Annotated in this window: 14 protein-coding genes; 5 read left to right on the forward strand and 9 right to left on the reverse strand. The window is 47.5% G+C overall.

Annotation, left to right across the window (positions count from 1 at the left end):
• Positions 1-6: 6 nt before the first annotated feature.
• From ACQ31U_RS11800 to ACQ31U_RS11840, 9 genes are all read right to left on the reverse strand, one after another.
• A complete protein-coding gene (locus ACQ31U_RS11800) occupies positions 7-639 on the reverse strand; it encodes a glutathione binding-like protein (protein WP_431052314.1) in 633 nt (210 codons plus the stop codon).
• Between the two features lie 224 nt (positions 640-863).
• Positions 864-1622 (reverse strand): hypothetical protein, encoded by a 759-nt coding sequence (locus ACQ31U_RS11805; RefSeq protein WP_431052316.1) that lies wholly within the window; start codon positions 1620-1622, stop codon positions 864-866.
• A gap of 204 nt (positions 1623-1826) precedes the next feature.
• Entirely contained in the window at positions 1827-2657 is an 831-nt protein-coding gene (gene dapD / locus ACQ31U_RS11810) for a 2,3,4,5-tetrahydropyridine-2,6-dicarboxylate N-succinyltransferase (RefSeq protein WP_431052318.1), read from the reverse strand.
• A gap of 34 nt (positions 2658-2691) precedes the next feature.
• Positions 2692-3315: a YfgM family protein gene (locus ACQ31U_RS11815; protein WP_431052320.1), complete on the reverse strand. Its 624-nt coding sequence runs from the start codon at positions 3313-3315 to the stop codon at positions 2692-2694.
• 12 nt (positions 3316-3327) lie between these two features.
• A complete protein-coding gene (gene hisS / locus ACQ31U_RS11820; protein WP_431052322.1) occupies positions 3328-4608 on the reverse strand; it encodes a histidine--tRNA ligase in 1281 nt (426 codons plus the stop codon).
• 232 nt (positions 4609-4840) lie between these two features.
• A complete protein-coding gene (ispG, locus tag ACQ31U_RS11825) occupies positions 4841-5959 on the reverse strand; it encodes a flavodoxin-dependent (E)-4-hydroxy-3-methylbut-2-enyl-diphosphate synthase (protein WP_431052324.1) in 1119 nt (372 codons plus the stop codon).
• Between the two features lie 13 nt (positions 5960-5972).
• Complete coding sequence (locus ACQ31U_RS11830; protein ID WP_431052326.1) at positions 5973-7016, reverse strand: RodZ domain-containing protein; 1044 nt, start codon at positions 7014-7016, stop codon at positions 5973-5975.
• A gap of 130 nt (positions 7017-7146) precedes the next feature.
• On the reverse strand, positions 7147-7716 hold the full coding sequence (gene pilW, locus ACQ31U_RS11835; protein ID WP_431052328.1) for a type IV pilus biogenesis/stability protein PilW: 570 nt from the start codon (positions 7714-7716) through the stop codon (positions 7147-7149).
• A gap of 28 nt (positions 7717-7744) precedes the next feature.
• The gene (locus tag ACQ31U_RS11840) at positions 7745-8860 is read right to left on the reverse strand and encodes a bifunctional tRNA (adenosine(37)-C2)-methyltransferase TrmG/ribosomal RNA large subunit methyltransferase RlmN (RefSeq protein WP_431052330.1); all 1116 of its coding nucleotides are present in this window, start codon (positions 8858-8860) and stop codon (positions 7745-7747) included.
• 355 nt (positions 8861-9215) lie between these two features.
• On the opposite strand from ACQ31U_RS11840, the gene htpX reads away from it, so the two are divergent.
• The 5 genes from htpX to ACQ31U_RS11865 all read left to right on the forward strand — a co-directional run bounded on the left by htpX (position 9216) and on the right by ACQ31U_RS11865 (position 19159).
• Positions 9216-10070: a protease HtpX gene (gene htpX / locus ACQ31U_RS11845; protein WP_431052332.1), complete on the forward strand. Its 855-nt coding sequence runs from the start codon at positions 9216-9218 to the stop codon at positions 10068-10070.
• A 260-nt stretch (positions 10071-10330) separates the two neighbouring features.
• Positions 10331-10867, forward strand: a complete 537-nt coding sequence (locus tag ACQ31U_RS11850) for an elongation factor P hydroxylase (protein WP_431052334.1) — start codon at positions 10331-10333, stop codon at positions 10865-10867.
• 253 nt (positions 10868-11120) lie between these two features.
• Entirely contained in the window at positions 11121-14960 is a 3840-nt protein-coding gene (locus tag ACQ31U_RS11855; protein WP_431052336.1) for a S6 family peptidase, read from the forward strand.
• A 202-nt stretch (positions 14961-15162) separates the two neighbouring features.
• Positions 15163-17787 carry a S6 family peptidase gene (locus tag ACQ31U_RS11860; RefSeq protein ID WP_431052338.1) on the forward strand — a complete coding sequence of 875 codons (2625 nt, stop codon included), beginning with the start codon at positions 15163-15165 and terminating at the stop codon, positions 17785-17787.
• Positions 17744-19159, forward strand: a complete 1416-nt coding sequence (locus tag ACQ31U_RS11865) for an autotransporter outer membrane beta-barrel domain-containing protein (RefSeq protein WP_431052340.1) — start codon at positions 17744-17746, stop codon at positions 19157-19159. The genes ACQ31U_RS11860 and ACQ31U_RS11865 overlap by 44 nt, the downstream gene beginning before the upstream one ends.
• The last annotated feature ends 46 nt before the right edge of the window (positions 19160-19205 follow it).

Genomic DNA, 19205 nt, shown 5'->3' on the forward strand with positions numbered 1-19205 from the left:
TCAAACCTACTTTTCCGCGATGATTTTCTGCGGACTGCTTTGCAACGATACTTCAAAACACGGACGCTCAAAGACCGTATCCATATAGTTTTTAATTGCTTTGCTGCCGGCACCGGTAAATTTCAAATCATAGCTTTGCAAACGATAGAGAATCGGTGCGATATAGCAATCCACCAAGCTGAACGCTTCGCTTAAGAAATACGGCTTCTGGGCGAAAATCGGACCAAACGCTAAAATTTCATCTTTCAAATTATTCAACATTTGCAATTTTTCCGCTTCCGGCAAACGCTCTGCCTGCTCGATCACTGAAAACCAGTCTTGTTCAATGCGGTGCATTAATAAACGGGATTTAGCGCGATCGACCGGGTAAACCGGCATTAACGGCGGGTGCGGAAAGCGCTCATCCAGATACTCTAAAATAATACGCGGTTTGAACAACACCAAATCGCGATCCACCAGGGTCGGCAACTCCCCGTTAGTGCCTAATTCTAAAAAGTCCTCATTAATCGTGCCGGACAGGATCAATTCCTGCTCATGCGGGACTTCTTTTTCTGCCAAAACCATTCTGACTTGCTGCGAACCCAAACTGGTTTCATCATAAAAAAGAGTAATAATTGAACGTTTGTTAGCTGCTATCATGCCTTTCTCCGCACTTGTTCTTATCTATTGCGCTGTTTTCTTTACATTATCGTGACAAAATCGCGTCTTTGCAGGACCCGATTCAAAATAAGGCGAGTATTATAGCATAAAGCATTACCATTTTTCTAAAAAAACCGCACTTTGATTGGTATCGCCTTGTTTTAGAAAATAAAAAAAACCTCTATCCGAAAGATAGAGGTTGATTTTATATGATCAACAATGAATTATTTCGTTTCCGGCTTAGTTTGATCTAATAATTTATTCATGCTTTCTTTTGCTTCGTCAGCTTTCTCGGCGACAGTTGCTTGCGCTTCAGTCGCTGTCGCAGTCACGCTTTCTTTCGCTTCCGCGGCTTTCTCTACCACAGTCGCTTTAGCGTCGCTTACTGTTGCCGCAACACTTTCTTGTGCTGAAGCCGCTTTTTCCGCAACCGCTTCTTTTGCGTCAGTTGCAACGGCTGCCGCACTTTCTTGTGCCGCTTGAGCCTGTTCTTTCGCCGAATCTACCGCTTGTGCCGCTGTTTGCTGTGCGCTTTGCTGTGCATTTTCAACTGCGGAAGCGGCTTCCGCTTGGGTTTTCTCAACTGCGTTCATCGCGTCCGCAGTGGCTTGATTAACGGATTCTTTAGCTCCGTCCATTGCGCCTTTTGCACTTTCAACCGTGTTATCAATGGATTTTTTCGCATCTTCTACAACGTTGTTGACAGATTCTTTCACTTCTTCAACTTTTGCCGCAGCCGCTTCTTTAACATCCGTTGCAGCGCCTGCCACCGAATCTTTCACATCCGTCGCTTTTTCCGCAACCACTTCTTTCGCTTCAGTTGCTTTTTCAACGACAGCCTCTTTTGCTTGAGTTGCGGTATCAACAACATCTTGCTTCGCTTCCGCTACGGTATTTTTAACATCTTGCACTTGTTTGTCGTCACATGCAGTCACAGCCAATACGCTAGCACCCAATAAAACGGTAGTTAACAATTTTTTCATTTTCAAAACTCCTGTTTGCAATTAAGTTCGTTAATGTTATGTAAATACACTTACACAACACTCACATTTGAGTGAGGGCAAGTGTCCAACATTTTTTCTTGAAGCACAACTGTTTTTCAGTCTATTTGTACAAATAACGAGCATTATATAACAAAACACCCCAATTTTTACAATTGGGGTGCGTATTTTTGTGCAAAAAACCAACTACTCTTCGTCAATTGTTCTTAATAATTCATTGATTCCGACTTTACCACGGGTTTTGGCATCGACTTTTTTCACGATCACCGCTGCGTATAAACTGTATTTACCGCACTTTGACGGCAGGCTGCCGGAAACCACAACCGAACCCGCCGGAACACGTCCGTAATGAATTTCGCCGGTTTCACGATCATAGATTTTCGTGCTTTGACCGATAAATACGCCCATCGAGATCACCGAACCCTCTTCGACGATCACGCCTTCCACCACTTCGGAACGTGCGCCGATAAAGCAGTTGTCTTCAATGATGGTCGGGTTGGCTTGCAACGGTTCTAACACACCGCCGATACCGACACCGCCGGACAAATGTACGTTTTTACCGATTTGCGCACAAGAACCGACCGTCGCCCACGTATCCACCATCGTGCCTTCATCGACATAGGCGCCTAAATTGACATAAGACGGCATTAACACCGTGTTGCGGGCAATAAACGCCCCTTGACGCACCGCTGCCGGCGGCACAACGCGGAAGCCTTCTTTTTCGAAACGCGCTTGATCGTAATCGGCAAATTTCATCGGCACTTTATCAAAATATTTGGTTTCGGAGCCTTCCAATACTTGGTTATCATTAATCCGGAAAGACAGCAACACCGCTTTTTTCAACCATTGATGAGTTACCCATTCGCCGTCGATTTTTTCAGCCACACGCCATTTGCCGCTGTCCAGACCGGCAATCACTTCTTCAATCGCGGCTTTTGTTGTAGCGTCAACGGTTTTCGGGGTGATTTCCGCACGTTTTTCAAAGGCGGCTTCAATAATGCTTTGTAACTCAGACATGGTTTTTCCTCTTCTCTAATAAAAAATAAAATGGTTATTGCGCCAAACTATCTACTTTCAGTTGCAGCAGCTGTCGGTCAAGCGAGTTTAAATTCTCATTGCTTAACGCGTGTTGATAAGCATTTTTGGCAGCGGCATTATCGCCTTTTGCCAATAAAATATCCCCTAACAACCGTTGTTTGTTCCCCTGCCATGCACTGTCAGTGACGTTATTTAAGCTAGCTTGTGCCGCTTCAAATTTCTGTTGCTGCACTTGTAATTCCGCCAATCGCAAACTGGCAATGGTTTTTAGATTGCTATCTTTGCCGATAACAACGGCTTGTTGCAAACTGCTTTCCGCCAATGCCAAATTGTTTTGTGCAACCGCACTTTTAGCTTGTTCAAACAAGGCAAATACCGCATAACTGGAATCTTTATTGTCATCGGCAAATTTTTGCAATAGTTCCGCATTGGTTTGTGGATTTTGTTGATACGCTTGTGTGACTTGCTCATAGTTATTTGACGTCAGCATGCGGTTGTTAATTTGTTCGGACTGCCAATAACGCCAGCCCAACACACCGCCGACCACCAGCACGAAAGTGGTGATAATCACTTTGCTATTTTCTTTCCACCAGCTTTTCAGCTCTTCGACTTGTTGTTCTTCTGTAATATATGACACGGATTCACTCCTTTAAAATGATACGTTTTCAGCCAAAAAGCGGATTGCCGCTTCGGTTGGCAAAGTTTGTTGCTCGTTGCGTCCCAATAGATCCTTCACCACTAATCGCCCGTTTTGCACTTCGTCTTCGCCGATCACTACGGCAAATGCCGCCCCGCTTTTGTCGGCACGTTTGAATTGCTTTTTAAAATTGCCGCCGCTGCAATGTAGCATGACATTTTTCTGCGGACAAGCCGCGCGCAACTGCTCCGCCACTTTAAAAGCGTGCAGCGCCGCTTGTTCGCCACTGTGTACCACATAAATATCAACCGCTGGCGGTAACCTCAGGTTTTGATTGACTTCTTGCACCAACAGCACCAAGCGCTCTACGCCCATGGCGAAACCGACCCCTGAGGTGGCGTGCCCGCCCAGTTGTTCGACCAAGCCGTCGTAACGCCCCCCGCCGCAAACCGTGCCTTGCGCCCCAAGTGCGGTTGTCACCCATTCGAATACGGTTTTATTATAATAATCCAAACCGCGCACCAGTTTTTGATTGATTTCATAGGCAATCCCCATTTGATCGAGAATCGCACACAAATGCGCGAAATGCCGTTTGGAATCCTCATCCAGATAATCATGCAGTTTCGGGGCATGATTCAGCACTTGCTGAATCTGTTCGTTTTTGCTGTCCAAAATGCGTAACGGGTTAGTCGTTAAACGGCGTTTGCAATCGTCATCCAGAATATCCAAATGATCTTGCAGGAAATCGACTAATGCTTGGCGGTAGTTATTGCGTGCCTCTAATGAACCGATCGAATTGAGTTGCAAGCTGACATGATCGGCAATCCCCAATGCTTTCCATAAACGGGCGGTCAGCAAAATCAGCTCGGCATCAATTTCCGCTTGGGTAATGCCGAACACTTCCACCCCGATTTGGTGAAATTGGCGATAGCGCCCTTTTTGCGGACGTTCATAACGGAACATCGGGCCCATATACCATAAACGTTGTTCTTGATTATACAGTAACCCGTGTTCAATACCGGCACGCACACAGCCAGCCGTGCCTTCCGGGCGCAAGGTCAAACTTTCGCCGTCACGATCATCGAAAGTAAACATCTCTTTTTCGACCACATCGGTCACTTCGCCGATAGCACGTTTAAACAACGGCGTGGATTCGACAATCGGCATACGGATTTCATTATAGCCGTAACTGCTTAACACGCATCTGACGGTGCTTTCCAGCCATTGCCACAATGGGGTGTCTTGCGGCAGACAATCGTTCATACCGCGAATTGCTTGAATGGTTTTCGCCACGTTTTTTCCTTTCTTATTCATTTCTTATTGACTAGGATCTGTTGATGTTTTAAGTACATTATTCAATTTCTTTTTAGCCTAGCACGGCAAAGCCGTACTAGCTTACGCATAGATCAGCCGCTTTGCGGCTGCTTTGGAGAGGCAAAGCCACTCTCATCAATGCTTAACCGATTGCGACCGTAGGTCGCTGTCGGGTAAAATTTAAGTTACAAACACAAATGATCAACAGATCTTAGGTTAAATCAGCGGTATTAATGCGTAAATTCGGATCTTGCATTGCGATTTTGGCGCGGATTCTGGCTTCTAGCTGATCGATCAATTTATCGTTGTCAAACCGCTCTTTTTGGCGCACCCCGTCCAGATAGAAACCGCTTTTGTTATTGCCGCCGGTCACGCCTAAATCCGAGATCAACGCCTCGCCCGGTCCGTTCACCACACAGCCGATAATCGACACATCCATCGGCGTGACAATATCTTCCAAGCGTTGTTCCAACGCATTGACCGTACCGATCACATCAAATTCTTGCCGTGAACAAGTCGGGCAAGCGATAAAATTAATGCCGCGCGAACGGATACGCAACGATTTTAAAATATCAAAGCCGACTTTGATCTCCTCGACCGGATCAGCGGCTAGGGAAACGCGCAAGGTGTCGCCGATCCCTTCGGCTAACAACATCCCTAAACCGACTGCCGATTTCACTGCGCCGGCGCGTGCGCCACCGGCTTCGGTGATACCCAGATGTAACGGCTGTTTGATCGCTTTCGCCAATAAACGGTAGGATTCGACCGCTAAAAACACATCGGAGGCTTTGACGCTGACCTTGAATTGATCAAAATTGAGGCGATCCAAAATGTCGACATGGCGCAATGCCGACTCCAACAACGCTTCCGGTGTCGGCTCACCGTATTTTTCTTGAATGTCTTTTTCCAACGAACCGGCATTAACCCCGATCCGAATCGGGATATGGTTATCGCGCGCGCAATCCACCACCGTGCGAATGCGATCTTCACGCCCGATATTGCCCGGATTAATCCGTAAACAATCCACCCCGTATTCGGCTACTTTCAACGCAATGCGGTAATCAAAATGAATATCCGCCACCAACGGCACATTGACTTGTTGTTTAATCTGCTTAAATGCTTCGGCTGCATCCATGGTCGGCACGGAAACGCGCACAATATCCGCCCCGACTTTTTCTAAGGCTTTGATCTGCGCCACCGTCGCCGCCACATCGGTGGTGCGGGTGTTGGTCATCGATTGCACCGCAATCGGCGCGTCTCCGCCAATCGGCACATTGCCGACATAAATTTTGGTCGATTGGCGACGTTGAATCGGAATCTCTTTTAACATGCTTTGCTCTCTCTTAATTCGGCAGTTTGATTCGCGCGACACGCCCATCGATGGTGAGCGGCACTTCCTGCCCTTGGAAGGTGATCCGTACATTTTGCGGCGCACCGATGACTAAGGAATACGGCTCGCCATCGGCAAAATTCAATACTTCCCCTTGTTTATATTCTTTCTGCGCCAGCACCTTGCGATTGCCGTCACGCACGCTTAACCAGCAGCTACTGCCGACAATTTCAATCGTCAAACCGCTGCCCGCCGCAGGTAACGCTTGCCCAACCGCAATTGGCGTCTCGTTTTCGGTGTTTGCCGTTGCCGTAGAGCCGTCCAATTGTTCCATCACATTACTTAACACCTGCCCTGAGGTTTGCACTTCCGCCGGCGTCAAGCTGCTTGCATTGTCGGCGGTTTCTTCACTCATCTCCAGCGGCGGTGTCAAGACAACAACATTAGTCGAATCCTGAATTGAATCCGCGGCAGGTAGACCGGCAAGCGGATTATCCGTTTGAATCGCCACCGCCGGTTGATTCTCACTAATCGGAGCCGCAACGAGTTGATTCTCGCTGGTGCTCACCGCACTTTCCGCGGCGGCACTGGTTGTTTGCGAGCCACTCAGAAAATTTTCCACTAAACTGGTGCGTTCGTCTTGCGATTGTTGGTAATTTTGCCACCACCAATATGCGGTCATCCCGATCATTGCCAAGGCGACGATCCAAGTCAATCGCCCAATCCAGCCGGAATAAGAAGAATAGTGATTCACTTTATAGTTATTACGCATATTTTTCTGTAAATCATTCTGCACCGCTTCACCGTAAGTGATCGACGGATCATTCCAAACCGACTCCGGCACTTTCAGAAATTTGGCATAATTGCGCACGTAGCCCTTCATAAAGGTCGGCGGACAAGACGGCACGATAAATTCGTTATTTTCAATATGCTTGATAATTGCTGTTTTAAGCAAGGTTTTCTGAGCGGTTTGCTCCACGCTTAAGCCCAGTTTTTCACGCGCTTGGCGCAGCGTTTCGCCAAGATTAAAAGTCGTTTGTTGTTGCTGATTTTCCATGACGTTACCATAAAATGAATTTCAAGCGCAAAGTTTAAAATTCTACCCTTATTTTTGCAACTGTTAATCATGGATCAGGCGCTGATATATGAAAAAAACGGCAAATTCATTCACTGGCTTGTCATAACATTTAACGCAACAGCTCGGCAAGTTGTTGTGCCTGCCGGACATCAATATGGCGCAACCGTTCCAATGCGGCATTCAAACGGGAACGATCGCCGGCTTGGTGGGCGCAAAGTGCGGTATTTTCGTAGGTTTGCGCTAAACGGTAATAATCCGGGCTGGCAAGTGCGGTGTCAAAATGGCTGAATGCGTCACTAAATCTGCCCTGCTGGCACAAAAACGCCCCATAATTATTATGACTGTCGCCTTGTTGCGAATCTTTGTCCAACGCAAGCAAATAATGGCTCTCGGCTTGATTAACATTGCCGATCTGTTGGTAGTAATGCGCCAGCACCAAATACGGCAAATAATAATCCGGGCTGTGCTGCAACGCTTTATCCAAACTCTGCTTTGCCGCTTCGTATTGCCGTTGTTGCAGATAACCCAACGCAACTTGCACTCGGGCGTAAGCCGCCCGCTGGTTTTCACTGTTCTGTGGCGGCGTGGCGCAGCCGCTCAATACGCAACTGAATAAAAGTGCGGTCAAAAGGGATAAAAACGGGATTTTTTTCGCTGTATCTTGTTTAAAACCGAACATATTTTCTCCCTCTCGTTATGATTATCGGTTAAGCCTGTTTAACGGAAATCGCCTCGCCAAACGCTTTCTTATGTAAGGTACGTTTGGTGCGGTCGATCACCTCGCCCGCCAATTGCCCGCACGCCGCGTCAATGTCATCGCCGCGGGTTTTGCGCACAATCACGGTCAGCCCGTATTCCATCAACACTTTTTGGAAACGGTCGATACGCGTGTTGGAACTCTTGTTATACGGGGCTTCGGGGAACGGATTCCACGGAATCAAATTCACTTTACACGGAATATTTTCCAATACTTTTGCCAATTGGTGCGCATGCTCCGTGCCGTCATTAATATGATCGAGCATTACATATTCAATCGTCATTTTGCCGTGATTGGCTTTGGAAACCGCAAGATAGCGACTGACCGAATCCATCAGCATTTTAATATTGTATTTTTTGTTAATCGGCACGATTTCATCGCGCAATTCGTCGTTCGGTGCATGCAGCGACACCGCCAACGCCACATCGATCATTTCCGGCAATTTATCCAATGCCGGCACCACGCCGGAAGTCGATAACGTGACACGGCGTTTGGACAAACCATAGCCGAAATCGTCGAGCATAATTTCCATTGCCGGCACCACATTGCTGACATTCAACAACGGCTCGCCCATCCCCATCATCACCACGTTGGTGATCGGGCGTTCGCCGGTCACGCCGAAATTGCCGATAATTTTCGAGGCGCGCCACACTTGCCCGATAATTTCCGACACCGTCAGATTACGGTTAAATCCCTGTTGCGCAGTCGAGCAAAAGGTACACGCCAAGGCGCAACCGACTTGCGACGATACACACAAAGTCGCCCGATCATTTTCCGGAATATACACGGTTTCCACTTGTTGATCGCCAACCTGCATCGCCCATTTGATTGTGCCGTCGCTGGAACGCTGTTCTTCCGCCACTTCCGGCGCGCGGATCTCCGCCACCGCTTTCAATTTTTCACGCAATACTTTGTTAATATTGGTCATATTATCAAAGTTGTCTTCGCCGAAATGGTAGATCCACTTCATCAGTTGATCGGCGCGGAACGGCTTTTCGCCTAAACCTTGCAACAGTTCGCGCAACTCTTTGCGGTTTAAATCGAGTAAATTGGTTTTGTTTGTCATGATGATTCACGCCTCGTTATTACACATTACGGCTTGTCGGCAGGATACCGAAAAGGTGCTGTTTAAGAAGTCGGCGATTTTACTGACTAACCGGAAATTAATCTAGTGTTTTTACGCACGTTTCGCCACTGACCGCACTTTTTTTCTCGATCCGGATCGCAAAATTGAAAATAGCCAGATATAAACACTTGTGTTTGACCGCACTTTGGGGCTGGGCGCACTATCGAATAAAAAATCGCATTTAAAAATAAATTTCTTAAACTGACCACTTGGACTTGAAATTAACATCTTGATAACCATCTTTGTGATATTATGGTGCTGTTTCCGTCCTTATTTTTGATAGGAGTATTTACTTATGATGCGAATTATTCTGTTCTTGTTGACCAATATGGCAGTGTTGGTGGTTTTTAATATTATTTTGACCCTGACCGGGATCCAATCACAAGATGCGGCAGGGCTGTTGATTTTAGCGGCGTTGTTCGGCTTTGGCGGCTCGCTGGTTTCGCTGTTGATGTCGAAATCGATGGCAAAAAGAGCGGTCGGTGCGCAAGTGATCAGCCAACCGCGCAACGAACAAGAGCAATGGCTGCTGCACACCGTGCAAGCGCAAGCGCGCAAAGTCGGTTTGCCAATGCCGGAAGTGGCGATTTATCACTCTAGCGATGTCAATGCCTTTGCCACCGGCGCCAGCAAAAAGAACTCACTGGTTGCGGTCAGCACCGGTTTGTTAAACGGCATGACCCGCGATGAAGCCGAAGCGGTGTTGGCGCACGAAGTCAGCCACATTGCCAACGGCGATATGGTCACCATGACCTTATTGCAAGGCGTGCTGAACACCTTTGTGATTTTTGTCTCGCGCATGATCGCCAAAGTGGTTGCCAGTAACCGCGACGGCGAAACCAGCAGCGGCATGTATTTTATGGTGGCGATGGTGTTGGAAATCGTATTCGGCTTCCTCGCCAGCATTATTGCGATGTGGTTCTCGCGTTACCGCGAATTCCACGCCGACGCCGGTTCGGCGCAATTAGTCGGCAAACAAAAAATGATTGCGGCACTCAAACGTCTGCAAAGCTTACATGAGCCGCAACAACTGGAAGGCGAATTGGCGGCATTTGCAATTAACGGCAAACGCGGCACCCCGTTAGCGGCGCTGTTTATGAGCCATCCGCCGTTGGAAAAACGGATTGAAGCGTTGCAAAAACTGAATTAAGATAACCGCACTTTTGAGTTTATAAGGCAACGTAGGGGCGGATTATATATCCGCCCGTTTACGAAGTAAGATATAAGCATTTAATCTACAATGGGAAAATGCAAAGTCTGGTTCGGGCAGATATATAATCCGCCCCTACTTTCATCATAAAAATCAAGTTATTTACTCTTTGTCAGCAGTCTGAACTGAGGATTTCAGCTCTTTTGCTTTGTTTAATTCATTGGCTTCATTTCAATCCTTTTTTATTTACGGACCCCACAATGCAACACGACTACAACGATCTGATTAACATCTTCAACACTTGTTTTTATGCGGAATATAACACCAAATTAGAAAAAGGCGGTGACGAACCGATTTATCTGCCAGCCGACGAAAACCGCACTTATAACGTGATCCGCTTTGCGCATGGTTACTACAGCAGTGCCTTGCATGAAATCGCCCATTGGCTGGTTGCCGGGCGTTCCCGTTGGCATTTGGAGGATTTCGGCTACTGGTATGAACCGGACGGCAGAACGGAACAACAACAACGTTTATTCGAGCAGGTGGAAGTGAAACCGCAAGCGATTGAGTGGATTCTCTCCACCGCCGCCAACAAACGTTTTTTCGCCAGTGCCGATAATCTCAACGGGCAAACCGGCGACACCCGACCGTTTAAAAGTGCGGTGTACGCCCAAGTCCGCCACTATGCCCAACACGGTTTGCCCAAACGCGCCGAAACCCTGCGCCAAGCCCTGTGCGAATTTTACGGCACGGACAATCGGATTGATTTGGCGCATTTTGATCCGTTGCAAATCTAAGCTTATGATATTTGCGATAAATCAGAATTCGCGGTTGCTTTGATATCACTCGGCATTATCCCTTTAAAAATATGGTGTATTCTTTTCATAGCAACACAAAACCGTATATTTTCAGACGATTAGTATTGATTGGAATATATTTAGTCAAAAAAATAAAAACAGACTTTCGCTAATTTGCCGTCAACTCAATAGGATTGACGGCATTTCTTCATATAATGCAGCTCCCATTCCTTGCTACCTTGCCGGAGCATTTATGTTATTTAAACCCAATAAACTTGCCGTACTGATCACCACCGCACTTTTTAGTTATCCTGCGCTCAGTTCAATTGTCCGCGATGATATTTCCTATCAAATTTTTCGCGATTTTGCCGAAAATAAAGGACGGTTTCTGCCGGGAGCAACCAATATCCCGATTAATACCCTAAACGGCACCCGACTGGGCGTTCTCAATCAAGCGCCGATGATTGATTTCAGCAGTGCCGATCGCTACGGCGTATCAACCTTGGTTGCCGCACAATACCTTGCCGGGGTCAAACATAACGGCGGTTACCAAAACGTCACCTTCGGCGGATCAGGCAATAATCCCGATTATTTACGCCAAAACTATCAATTAGTCGACCGTAATAACCATTGGGGAAAGGATCTGCATATTCCGCGCCTGCAAAAATACGTTACCGACGTTGCTCCAGCTGAAATCACCGGTGCCGGTATGGATAGAAACGTCTATACAAACCGGCAGCGCTTCCCGATTTTTTACCGTATGGGCAGTGGTAGCCAGCAAGTGAGAGATAAAAATGGAAAAAACCGTTGGATTAGCGGCGCTTATAACTTTGTTACCGGCGGCACAGTACGCGCTCCCGTTTTTTCCGATCACTCTTTTTATAATGAAAACGGCGATCTTTATGATCCCCAAAATGACATACTCGCCATGCAAAGCCAGCCCGGCGACAGCGGCTCTCCCCTGTTTGGCTGGGACAGTTCGCTGAACCAATGGGTGTTGGTCGGCGTTATGCACGGCATTGCCGGCACAACCAGCAACTGGTGGGTTGTGGTTGACAAACCGTTTGCCGAAGCGCGTTACCAAGATGATCGCGATCCTCATATTGAAAATACCGCCGATTTGGTTTGGCGGCGTAAATCGCCAGGCAAACACGACAACAAAAGCGAGCTGAAACAAATTGACGGTAAACACTGGATGGTGCACCTCGCCGATTCAAACACTACGCTATCAGCTAATCAATCACTGAATAGCGGTAAAAATGTAACGTTGCGCGGCAGTGGTAGCATTGTTCTGCAAGACGATATTAATCAAGGCGCAGGCGGTTTAACATTTCAAGGCAATTACACGGTAACGCCGGAAAACCAACAAATTTGGCGCGGCGCCGGCTTAATCGTGGAAAAAGACAAACGGGTGACTTGGCAAGTCAATGGTATTGCCAATGATTTTCTGCACAAGATCGGCGAAGGGACTCTCCTTGTCAATGCCAAAGGTAAAAATCCCGGCAGCCTGAGCGTGGGCGATGGCACGGTGATTTTACAACAGCAAGCGGATCAAAACGGTGCAGTGCAAGCCTTCGAAAAAATCCAAATTGTCAGCGGCAGACCGACCGTCGTATTAAGTGACAGCCGACAAGTCCAAGCCGATAACATCTATTTCGGTTTCCGCGGCGGGCGGCTGGATCTCAATGGTAATGACATCACTTTCAGCCGTATCCGCAATGTGGATAACGGCGCGCGGATCACCAATTCCCATTCGGATAAAACCGCAAATATCGTTGTGAAAGGTGGCGGCGATCCGACAATCTATCGTTGGCTGGCGACGAAAAGCGGCACGCCCGGCACCCTGTATGAATACACTAATATTTATAATCGCAATATGGTGGAATATTTTAAGCTTACTGCAAAAAATTATGGTTTTTTCCCGACGGATCAAAGCAACGGTAACGGTTGGGAATATCTCGGTACGGATAAAAATGCCGCGATTGAGCATATTCTCCAAGGTGCAAATCGTGCCGTCTTTTTGGGCGTGTTAGGCGAAAACGAAAGTAGCAGATATAACGGTAAATTGAATTTTACTTACCGTTCGCCAATCGAAACGGGGATTTACACCTTGGCTGGCGGTAGTAACCTGAACGGAGAAATAAAAGTCGAAAAAGGGACTTTACTTCTTTCCGGTCGCCCGACCCCGCACGCCGGCAATGTCACCATCGCGGACGACTGGATCTCAACCCAGTTTAAGGCGAAAACCTTTAAATCGGCTGCCGGCGCCACCCTGCAATTAGGCAATTATGCGGATTTACAAGGCAATATTGCGGCTGACGCCAATAGCCAAGTAAGTTTAGGTTACAGCAAAGCCAATGACGGTTGGAACAATAGCTGGCAATGTAGCTTGAATGACGGCAACGGTCATGTCAGTTGCCGGCAGAATCCTCTGAGTGCGGAACATTATGCGGTACTGCCGACCGCCCGTATAAACGGCAACATCACCCTCGGTGAAAATGCCAAACTGAATATCGGCAAAGCACAATTGCGCGGTACGATTCAAGCCGCGCCGACCAGCCATACGCTATTGCAACACGATGCCAACTGGGTGCTGAGCGATAGCAGTCGTTTAGGCAATTTAACTGCGGTCGCCGGTTCGGTTGTACAGCTCAATGGCGATACCGACCATGATCGTTTTCATACGCTCACCATTGACGGCAATTTAAACGGACAAGGACTGTTTAAATTTAGTGCCAATCTTGCCACCGGAAAAAGCGATCGTCTGATCGTCAATGGGCTTGCCACCGGCGATTATTGGTTGAGCTTAGATCTCAGCGGTCAAAAAAATGCCGTCGCCCGTCCGGGATTTTTACCGTTACTCACCTTGACCAATGCCAACCAAGATTGGAATGCAATAAACATTGCCTTGCCAAACCGCTATTTGGATATCGGTGCATACCGTTATATTTTAACCCGCAAAAATAATAGCTTTGCCTTATATAACGCCTTGCTGCCCGCAACTGCCGTCAGCGCCGATAACGATAGCGCAAATCCCGACGTTGCAAACTTCAGCCAAACATCGGATAAGGCAACGCCGGCGATACCCTCGGCTTATGACGATTCGCCTGAAAACCCCGATAATGCGGCAAGCAAGCCAACTCGCTACCGTCGTGCTGCCAAGATTTTAAACAGTGCCGATGGCAATATGTCGGCTGGCGCACTGTTTCAGCCGTCATGGATAAGCCGTGCCGCCAATACCGCACTTTCCAATTATGCGGCAGGCGTGAATCAATTAACCAAACAACAAAGCCAATTAAACCAATATCTACAACGTCTGAATGAGAAAAATAGCGGGCTATGGCTCAATCTGGATCGTGAAACCATGCGTTATAGCAGTGATAGCTACCGCACTTACAAACAACAACTCGCGACGCAACAACTCGGTGTCGACACCGCCAAGGCATTTGACGGCGGTTACTGGCTAGCCGGCATTGCATTCACTCACAGCCGAGCCAATAATTCATTTGCGGAGAATCAAAATGGGAACGGGGTCAGCCATAGTTTGAGTTGGTACAATAAAATGGTATTCGATAACCGGTTTTACCTTAGCGCTGTACTCAACTATCATTATTTAACCAGTAAACCGGGTAAAAATAAAATGAAACAGCACGCCGCCAGCGCCTCCGTTGCGCTTGGTCAACGCCGGCAGCTAGGTTCGATTGGTATCACCCCTTCCGCCGATGTGACCTACTATCATCTTGGAGCGACGAGCTACCGACATGAAGATATTGCGCTGCATAATAACGCGCTGAATTTCTGGCAACTCCGCGGCGGGATTCGTCTGGATAAAACCGTCGCCCTTTCCTCAAGCAGCGAGTTAACACTTTATACTGCCGTCAATTATGTCCGAAATTCACACAACCATCAGACGTTGACTGCCGATGGACGGGCTTTCAAGCTCGCGCTTTTCAAACATCGGATGGAAAGCGAATTGGGCGCAATTTTCGGTTTGGGCAAACATTTCAATATCATCCTCAAAGGCGGTTATAATCATGGCGATGTCATTCGCTCACAATTTAACGGCGGAGTGGAATTGAAGTATGTTTGGTAAGGTTGTTTGTGCCTTACGAAATGTAAATATGATTTAAAAACAGACAACAATACAAAAAATCGTGTTATATTTACGCAATTTCTGAACGTGGTACTTCTTTGTAGAATTACCACGTTTTTCTATCGGAAAAATGTAACGCTCAGTCGCAACCTTGTGACTCGAAACGGAATTCCATTATATTTTTTAACTATAGGTTTCTTGAATGTCATTTAAACTCACCCCGATTTCGGCTTCGATTATTGCTTTTTTTACATGCACTGCGCCTTATGCGGCTGTCGTTCGTACCGATATTCCTTACCAGACTTATCGTGATTTCGGCGAAAATAAAGGGCAATTTACGCCTGGCGCACTCAATTTGCCTATTTTCGATAACGACGGCAAAGTGGTTGGTACGCTGAATAATGCCCCCATGGCAGATTTTAGTTCGGCAAGTACCAATGGCGTCGGAACCTTGGTTGCTCCGCAATATTCAGGCAGTGTCAAACACAATACCGGTTATACCAGTTTACAATTTGGCGGTACGGGCAATAATCCGGATTATTTACGCCATACCTATCTTATGGTGGATCGCAACAATACGGAAAATAATTTTGACTATCATGCCCCGCGTTTGCATAAATACGTGACTGAAGTCGCTCCCGCAAACCTCCTTGGTTTAAATTATATTGGATACACCGATAAAAACCGCTTTACCGCGTTATACCGTACGGGCAGCGGCACGCAATATCTACGCGATCCCGAATGGAATGTTACGTTTCTTTCAGCTCCGTATAATTATTTGATTGGCGGCACCGTCACGCCCCTCTACCGTTTAGGTAATGCCGATACGGTTTGGGCGGATAACGGCGGATTGTATGACAATACCGATTACAGTCCGCTAACGAGCTATGCCGGCGCCGGTGATAGCGGCTCTCCGCTTTATGCTTGGGATACGCAAACCAAACAATGGATCTTGGTCGGTTTTCAAATCGGCGGCATGGCTAACAATGCCACCCCTGACAATAAATTTTCTGCCTGGGCTGCTTACCTACCGAATTTTAACCAAGCCCGCTACAACGAAGACACGGATCCCGCGGTGGAAAATAACGCCGATCTGACTTGGACAAAAAATGCCGATAATAAAACCGCACTTTTTGCCCAAACCGATAAAAATTGGACATCGCACATCAAAGATGAAACCTTAAGCGACGCCTATAGCGGCGGTTACAACCACGCCATGAACGCCGGTAAAAATATTAACCTGAACGGCAGCGGCGCCACCATTACTTTAAAAGACAGCATTAACCAAGGTGCCGGCGGATTGACCTTTAATAATAATTACACTGTGCAGCCTGAAAGCCACCAGACTTGGCAAGGCGCCGGTTTAATTATCGCCAAAGACAAAACCGTTACATGGAAAGTCAACGGAGTTGAAAATGATTTTTTACATAAAATCGGTGAAGGCACGCTAAAAATTGAAGCCAAAGGCAAAAACTCAGGCAGTTTGAGTGCGGGTGACGGCACCATAATTTTAGCCCAACAAGCGGACGAGAGCGGTGCGGTACAAGCCTTTGACAAAGTGCGGTTGGCAAGCGGTCGTCCGACCGTGGTTTTGACTGACGGCAAGCAAGTCAACCCTGACAATATCTATTTCGGCTACCGCGGCGGACGCTTGGATGTCAACGGCAATGATCTCACCTTCGAACGCATTCATAACGTCGATAACGGTGCGCAGATCGTGAATCATAATGCGGAAAAAGCGGCTACTATTCATGTGGTCGGCGATACCGATTATACTATTTATAATTGGAGCGCCCCATATCGAGGAATTGTCGGTACTATTTATCAATATCCACAACGTAATGGCACTATTCAATATTTTCGCTTAAAAACGCCGACTTATTGGTACTTTCCGAATGCAGCCAGTAACGATCGTTGGGAATATTTAGGCACCGATAAAGACCACGCTATCCGTGTTTATTTGGAAGCCAAAAATAAAGCCATGTACCAAGGGATGTTGGGTGAAACCGACGAGACAAAACCCAATGGTACCCTCAATTTCAGCTATACGGCGCCAACCGCTTCATCCATTTATACCTTATCCGGCGGCAGTAACTTAAACGGCGAAATCAAAGTCGATAACGGCACGCTATTGCTCTCCGGTTACCCAACGCCCCACGCCGGCAATGTTGTGATTGACGATGATTGGGTCAGCCGACACTTTAAAGCCACCACTTTTACCGCTACACAAGGCGCGACACTACAACTGGGCAACTATGCCAATCTGGAGGGCGATATCAAGGCGGAAGCTAATAGCCGTGTCAGTTTAGGCTATAGCAAAGGGGAAAAAGGCTGGGATAACAGCTGGCAGTGTATTCGCAGTGACGCTAACGGCGCGGTCAGTTGTAATCAAAATCCACTAAGCGAGGCACTGTATAATGCTTTGCCTTACGCACAAGTAACAGGCAATATTACCCTTGCCGCTCAAGCAACTTTAAATTTAGGCAAAACGAATTATCAAGGCAATATTCAGGGGGCAAGCGATAGTTCAGTGGTCTTGCAAAAAGACGCCGCTTGGACACTGCACGGCGATAGCACGCTTGGCAATCTCAGCGCGGTCAACGGCGCCGTGGTAAAACTGAACGGCGACATACCTAGCGGCAATTTTAACACCTTAACCATTAATGGCAATTTAACTGGCGACGGGCGCTTTGAATTAAACAGCACCTTTGCCGATATGCAAAGCGATAAGGTGATTGTCAATGGTTTGGCTAGCGGCAACTATGTGTTAGCCCTACAAGACAGTGGCAAGGCGCCACTCGAACCTGCCATTGCTCACCTTGAATAATACCGCGCAAGATTGGCGCAAAGTACATGCAAGCTTACTCAATGGACACCTTGATCTCGGCGCATTCCGTTATCAATTAAAACAGCGTGATAATAGTTTTGTGCTCTATAACGCCTTAATCCCGGAACTTATTGCACAAGAAAAAGCCGCAGCCGACGCCGCTGAACAAGCCCGCCTTGCTGCGGAAGCTCAAGCTGCTGCCGACGCCGCAGAGCAAGCGCGCCTTGCCGCCGAAGCCAAAGCCGCTGCCGACGCCGCAGAGCAAGCGCGCCTTGCTGCGGAAGCCAAAGCCGCTGCCGACGCCGCAGAACAAGCGCGCCTTGCTGCGGAAGCCAAAGCCGCTGCCGACGCCGCAGAGCAAGCCCGTCTTGCTGCGGAAGCTCAAGCTGCTGCCGACGCCGCAGAGCAAGCGCGCCTTGCTGCGGAAGCTCAAGCCGCTGCCGACGCCGCTACCGAAACACAGGCACAGCCAGAAACAAAACAAAATGATTGGATTAGCCAAAATGCCAATACCGCACTTTCCTCCCAAGCGGCGAGCATTAATCTCTTGACCAAGCAACAAAATTTGTTAAGCCAGTATATTTCTCGCCTAAATGTCGAAAATAGCGGGCTTTGGGCGAATATTGATCGCGAAGGTATGCGCTACACCGGTGATGATTACCGCACTTATAAGCAAGAACTTTACAGCCAACAGCTCGGTGCTGACAAAGCAACCGCTTTCGATGGCGGCAACTGGCTATTTGGCGCGGCATTTACCCATAGCAAGGGGCAAAATACGTTCTCGGAAAACCAAAACGGCAAAAGCACAAACCATGCGTTCAGCTTATATAATAAAGTGATCTTCGATAACCAAGCCTACTTAAGTGCGGTACTGAGTTATAACCACTTGAAAACCACGCTGAACCGTTCGGAATTAGCCTTGAAACAAAATGCTTGGATTGCCTCATTCGGTTTAGGTAAACGTTGGGAATTCGGCAGTATCGGTGTTCAACCATCGCTTGAAATCAGTTACTACCGCTTAAATGGTGTTGACTACTCGCTGAATCAAACGCCAATTCACGGCAAAGCCCTTGATTTCTGGCAAACACGCAGTGGCATTATGTTGGATAAAACCTTTGGCTTTGAACAAGGCAACGGCGTGAAACTCTATACCGCACTTTATTATGTGGCAAATATAAATAATAAGGCGGAACTCTATGCCGATGGCAACGCCCTACGTGCCGATTTATTCAAAAACCGTATGGAAAGCGAATTGGGGGCAATTTTCGGTTTGGGCAGACATGTCAATATCACCCTCAAAGGCGGCTACGGCCACGGTGATGTGATTAAATCACAATTTAATGGTGGAGTGGAATTGAAATATAGTTGGTAGTTTATTGAGATTGAACAAAATATTGAGGTTTCCCTTCAATTTCCCT

Origin of the sequence: Testudinibacter sp. TW-1 (assembly GCF_050613185.1) — a bacterium.
In the GTDB taxonomy this organism is placed as follows: Bacteria; Pseudomonadota; Gammaproteobacteria; order Enterobacterales; family Pasteurellaceae; genus Chelonobacter.